Origin of the sequence: Cellulomonas hominis (assembly GCF_901521055.1) — a bacterium.
In the GTDB taxonomy this organism is placed as follows: domain Bacteria; phylum Actinomycetota; class Actinomycetes; order Actinomycetales; family Cellulomonadaceae; genus Cellulomonas; species Cellulomonas endometrii.
Genome location: NZ_CABEGA010000004.1, coordinates 1 through 2,002 on the forward strand (window position 1 = coordinate 1; position 2,002 = coordinate 2,002).

Sequence of the window (2,002 nt, forward strand, 5' to 3'; positions counted from 1 at the left end):
CAGGTACGGGTAGCTGTCGAAGGTCAGGTCGAACCCGTCGGCCAGCGCCGCGTCCAGCAGGGGCACGACCACGTCGGCCGGGCCGTGCAGGTGCGACACGTGCGTCGCGACCCCGGTGCGGCGGGCCCGGGCGAGCAGCTCGGCCAGCGCGACGGGGACGCGGGCCTCGGAGCCCCGCCGGCGCGAGCCGGGCGGCGGTGGGAGACTGGGGGAGTGAGCGAGTTTCCCGCGCGGGCGGTCGTGGACCTCGGCGCCGTGCGTGCGAACGCGCGGGCGCTGGGCGACCTCGCACCCTCGTCGCAGGTGATGGCCGTCGTGAAGGCCGACGCGTACGGGCACGGGCTGCTCCCGGTGGCCCGGGCGGCCGTCGAGGGCGGGGCGACCTGGCTCGGCGTCGCGCAGGTGTCCGAGGCGCTGCGCCTGCGGGCCGGCGGGGTCACGGCCCGCGTGCTGACGTGGCTGTACGCGCCGGGAGCGCCGCTGGCGCAGGCCGTGGCCGCCGACGTCGACCTGTCGGTGGCGGCACCGTGGGCGCTGCAGGAGGTGGCCGCGGCCGCCCGGGCGACGGGCCGGACCGCGCGGATCCACGTGAAGGTCGACACCGGCCTGGGCCGCAACGGGATGACGCCCGCCGAGCTGCCCGCGGTGCTGGACGACGCGCTGCGGCTGGAGGCGGAGGGCGTCGTCCGGCTGGTGGGCATCTGGTCGCACCTGGCGTTCGCCGACGAGCCGGGCCACCCGTCGCTGCACCACCAGGGCGACGTCCTGCGCCGCGCGGCCGCCGACGCGGAGGCACGGGGCGCCCGGTTCGAGGTCCGGCACATCGCGGCCTCCGCCTCCACGCTCACCGACCCGGAGCTGCACCTCGACCTGGTGCGCCCGGGCATCGCGCTGTACGGGCTCACGCCGGTGCCGCAGCTCGGCGGCCCGGAGCGGTTCGGGCTGGTGCCGGCCATGACGGTCGAGGCGGAGCTCGCCACGGTCAAGGAGCTGCCCGCCGGCCACGGGATGTCGTACGGGCACCACTACGTGACGCCGCGGGACACGCGGGTCGGCGTCGTGCCGCTCGGCTACGCGGACGGGGTGCCGCGGCACGCCTCCGGGGTCGACGGCGCCCCGGGTGCGCCGCTCGGGGTCGCCGGCCGGCGGCTCGCGATCGCCGGGCGGGTGTGCATGGACCAGGTCATGGTGGACCTGGGGCCCGGGGCGGCCGAGGTCGCGGGCGACCGCGTGGTGCTGTTCGGGAACGGTCGGGACGGCGGGCCGACCGCGCAGGACTGGGCGGACGCCGCGGGGACGATCAGCTACGAGGTCGTCACCCGGCTCGGGGCGCGGGTGCCCCGGGTGTACGTGGACGGTGGGCACGAGGTGCCCGTGAGCGACGCCGTGCGCGTCGCGGAGGAGGTGTCGTGAGCGGGCAGGTCGGGCAGCAGCAGGCCGGGGAGCAGCGGGCGGGCGAGCAGGGGTCCGGGGTGGTCGCGGAGGTGACCGTCGAGCTGGCCGACGCGGAGGCGACGCGGGCGTTCGGCACGGCGCTCGCGGGTCTGCTGCGCGACGGCGACCTCGTGGTGCTCACCGGCGACCTCGGGGCGGGCAAGACCACCCTCACCCAGGGCATCGGCGCCGGCCTGCACGTGCGCGGCGCGGTGGCCTCCCCGACGTTCGTCATCGCCCGGGTGCACCCGCCGCTGCCCCGGCCGGACGGCACTACCGGACCGACGCTCGTGCACGTCGACGCGTACCGGCTGGGCTCCCTCGACGAGGTCGACGCCCTGGACCTCGACGCCTCCCTGGACGAGGCCGTCACCGTCGTCGAGTGGGGCGAGGGGCTCGTGGAGTCGCTCGCCGACGACCGCCTGGAGGTCGCGTTGCGGCGCCCGCGCGGGGCGGGGGCGGACCTCGACGGGGACGCCGACGCCGCCGCCGGGGTGCGCACCGTGACCGTCCGGGCCCGCGGCGACCGCTGGCGCGGCGTCGCGCTGCCCGCCTGACCCGCCACCTC

General features: G+C 78.2%; 2 protein-coding genes. Both read left to right on the forward strand.

Features of this window, described 5'->3' with window-relative positions; all coding sequences use genetic code 11:
- Positions 1-213 precede the first annotated feature (213 nt).
- The gene (gene alr, locus KJP73_RS01310) at positions 214-1,413 is read left to right on the forward strand and encodes an alanine racemase (RefSeq protein WP_213280954.1); all 1,200 of its coding nucleotides are present in this window, start codon (positions 214-216) and stop codon (positions 1,411-1,413) included.
- A gap of 59 nt (positions 1,414-1,472) precedes the next feature.
- Entirely contained in the window at positions 1,473-1,991 is a 519-nt protein-coding gene (gene tsaE, locus KJP73_RS01315; RefSeq protein WP_213280955.1) for a tRNA (adenosine(37)-N6)-threonylcarbamoyltransferase complex ATPase subunit type 1 TsaE, read from the forward strand.
- Positions 1,992-2,002 lie beyond the last annotated feature (11 nt).